The organism is Streptomyces hirsutus, assembly GCF_001418415.1.
Lineage (GTDB): Bacteria > Actinomycetota > Actinomycetes > Streptomycetales > Streptomycetaceae > Streptomyces > Streptomyces hirsutus.
This window is the reverse complement of record NZ_LIQT01000757.1, coordinates 1-3,053: the sequence shown is the minus strand read 5'-3', so window position 1 is coordinate 3,053 and position 3,053 is coordinate 1. Positions and strand designations below refer to the sequence as shown.

The following is a 3,053-nucleotide window of genomic DNA, read 5'->3' as shown; positions in this document are numbered from 1 at the left end:
CTGGTCAGCGAACTGGTCACCAACGCCCTGCGGCACGCCACCGGCCCCATAGACGTCCGCCTGGTGCGCCCCTCCGGCCTCGACGGGATCCTGCGGGTGGAGGTCTCCGACCCGCTGCCGGAATTTCCGCACGAGCGGGTCGCCCGGCCCGGGGACGAGGGCGGGCGCGGACTGCAGCTCGTCGCCCGCACCACCCGCCGCTGGGGCACCCGGCCCGGCGACGTCGGCAAGACCGTGTGGTTCGAACTCGCGGTGCCGAAGTGAGCGTTCGCCCCCGGCTGAAACGAGGCGCTGTGCCGCTCCTCGCCGGTGTACGTACGGGCCGTCCCTGTCGAACGGCCGGTTCAGGCCCCTGATGGTTGCCGATGAAGGGGGTTCGATGGCGTGTCCGCTGGTTAGAAGACTGGGAGTGTTCTCACAGCCCGGACCGAAAAGCATCGGGACTGTGCTGTGATCGTGAACACCGTGTTGTGCGGCACCGTAGTGCTGGATACTGCGGGCAGCCGCCCCCGGTGACCGGTGCCGGACGCGGTGAGCTGGAGGGGACGGTTCGCGTGAGCGAGATACCAGCGAAGGCCACGGAGTCCAAGGACCCGTCGGACGGCGCGAGGGCCGAGGCCGCGGACGGCCTCTCTTCCGGCGATGCCTCGTCCGCCCACTTGTCAGCCACTGACACATCGGCCGCCGGCAGCTCCGGCACCGACGCCCCGTCCTCCGCCACTCCCTTCGACGGCCGTCCGTCCGCCGGCGAGTTCCCGCCGCCGGGAGGGACGTGGCAGGTCAGTCCTCCCGGATCCATGTACGACTACATCAGGGTCGCGTCCTTCTCCATCGGCCCCGACGGACTGGTCGACCAGTGGAGCCTGCGCGCCGAGCAGATCTTCGGCATCCCGGCGGAGCGGGCCGTCGGGATGGACCCCATCGCGGCCTTCATCGACCCGGACCGGCGCGAGCAGGGCCAGCGCAAGATGGCCGAGATCCTCGACGGCCGGGAGTGGACCGGGGTCGTCCCCTTCCGGCTTCCCGAGGCGGAGGAGGGCGGCGAGCCCGGCGGAGAGGCCCTCGCCGAGGTCTACGTCATGCCGACGCACACCGAGGAGGGCGAGAGGGCGGCCGTCTGCATCGTCGTCGACGTGCGCACCCTGCGCAGCATCGAGACGGATCTCGCCGCTTCGCAGGCCATTTTCGGACAGTCTCCTTTCGGATTCCTGCTGATCGACCCCGACCTGCGGGTTCGCCGCGCCAACCAGCGGTTCGCGTCCATCTTCGGCGGTACGCCCGAAGACCACCGGGGCAGGGACGTCCACGACTATCTGCCGCGCGGTGAGGCCGAGCGGGTCGACGCGACCATGCGCAGGGTGCTGGACACCGGCGAATCCATCACGGACATGCACGTCACGGGCTTCGTGCCGGGCACCGAAGGACGCCGTCACTGGTCCATCAACCTGTACCGCGTGCACAGCGGCAGCGGCCGTCCCATCGGCATCGCCTGGCTGGCGACGGACATCACGGCCCGCCGCGCCGCCGCCCGCGAGGCCGCCGCCGCGCGACGCAACCTCGCCCTGCTCAACGAGGCCGGTGCCCGGATCGGCAACTCCCTCGACCTGGAGACCACGGCCCGCGAACTCCTCGACGTCGCCGTCCCCGGCTTCTGCGACCTGGCCACCGTCGACCTCTACCAGGGGCTGCTGGCCGGCGACGAGACCCCGCCGGGCCTCGCCGACGGCAGCGCGGAGGTGCGCCGTGTGGCCTTCGCCAGCGCCGTCTCCGACGCGCCGTTCAGCGTCACTGGAGAGCCCGTCAAGCTCGGCGCCGTCCACCACTACGCGTTCAACTCGCCGTGCGCGGACGCCCTGCGCACCGCCCGCCCGCGGACCGTACCGGGCGAGGAGGGCGGGCTGGTGCGGTCCACGCTCGCCGTGCCGATGGTCGCCCACGACACGGTGGTCGGCCTCGCCCAGTTCGCCCGTACCAAGGGCAGCGAGCCGTTCGGGGACCGCGACCGCGACCTCGCCGTGGAGCTGGCCGCGCGCGCCGCCGTCTGTATCGACAACGCCCGCCTCTACCGGCGCGAGCACGAACGCGCCCTGATACTGCAGCGGTCCCTGCTCCCGCCCGGCGACCCGGAGGCGTCCGGCCTCGACATCGCCTGCCGGTACCTGCCCGGCAGCGCGGCGACCGGCCGGGCCGGCGAGGTCGGCGGCGACTGGTTCGACGTGATCGAACTTCCCGGACACCGCACCGCGTTGGTCGTCGGGGACGTGATGGGACGGGGCCTGCGCGCCGCGGTGGCGATGGGTGAACTGCGCACCGCCGTCCGCACCCTGGCCCAGCTGGACCTCGAACCCGCCGAGGTCCTCTCCCAGTTGGACGAGATCGCCCGGGGCCTCGGCGCCCCCGGCGGGGTCCAGCAGGCGACCCGGGCCGCCCGCCGCCCCCGGGAGGCCGACCTCTCCGAGATCTACCTGGCGACGTGCATCTACGCCGTGTACGACTCGGTGACCAGGCGGTGCACCTTCGCCAACGCGGGCCACCTGCCGCCCGTCCTGGTCGAACCCGGCGAGTCCGCCCTGATGCTGGACGTGCCACCGGGCCTGCCGCTCGGCGTCGGCGGGGAACCCTTCGAGGAGGTCGAGGTCGAACTGCCCGAGGGCGCCCTGCTCGCGCTCTACACGGACGGGCTGGTCGAGAGCCGCGACCATCCCCTCGACGAGGGCCTCCGGGCCTTCGTGGGCGCCCTCACCGGCCCCGCCCGGCCATCGGGTGACGCCCCCTACGACGGCTCGACGCCGCCGCGCGCCGACACCCGGAACCTGGAGGACGTCTGCGACCACGTCCTCAACACCCTCAACACCCACCACGGCGAGGACGACATCGCGCTGCTCATGGCCAGGGTCCAGGGACTGCCCGCCGACTCCGTCGGCGACTGGGCACTGCCGCGCGAACCCCGCAGCGTGGGCCGCGCCCGTGAGTACGCCCGCACCCAACTGCTCGCCTGGGACCTGGAACCCCTCGTCGACACCACGGAACTCCTGGTCAGCGAACTGGTCACC

2 protein-coding genes are annotated in these 3,053 nt (G+C 72.5%); both read left to right on the top strand.

The genetic code is table 11. The annotated features are described in order from the left end of the window. A partial coding sequence (locus tag AOK11_RS38320; RefSeq protein WP_167353890.1) for an ATP-binding protein occupies positions 1-264 on the top strand: 264 nt, incomplete at its 5' end. 290 nt (positions 265-554) lie between these two features. Then, positions 555-3,053: SpoIIE family protein phosphatase (locus tag AOK11_RS38315; protein WP_055598207.1), on the top strand; the 2,499-nt coding region annotated here is incomplete at its 3' end.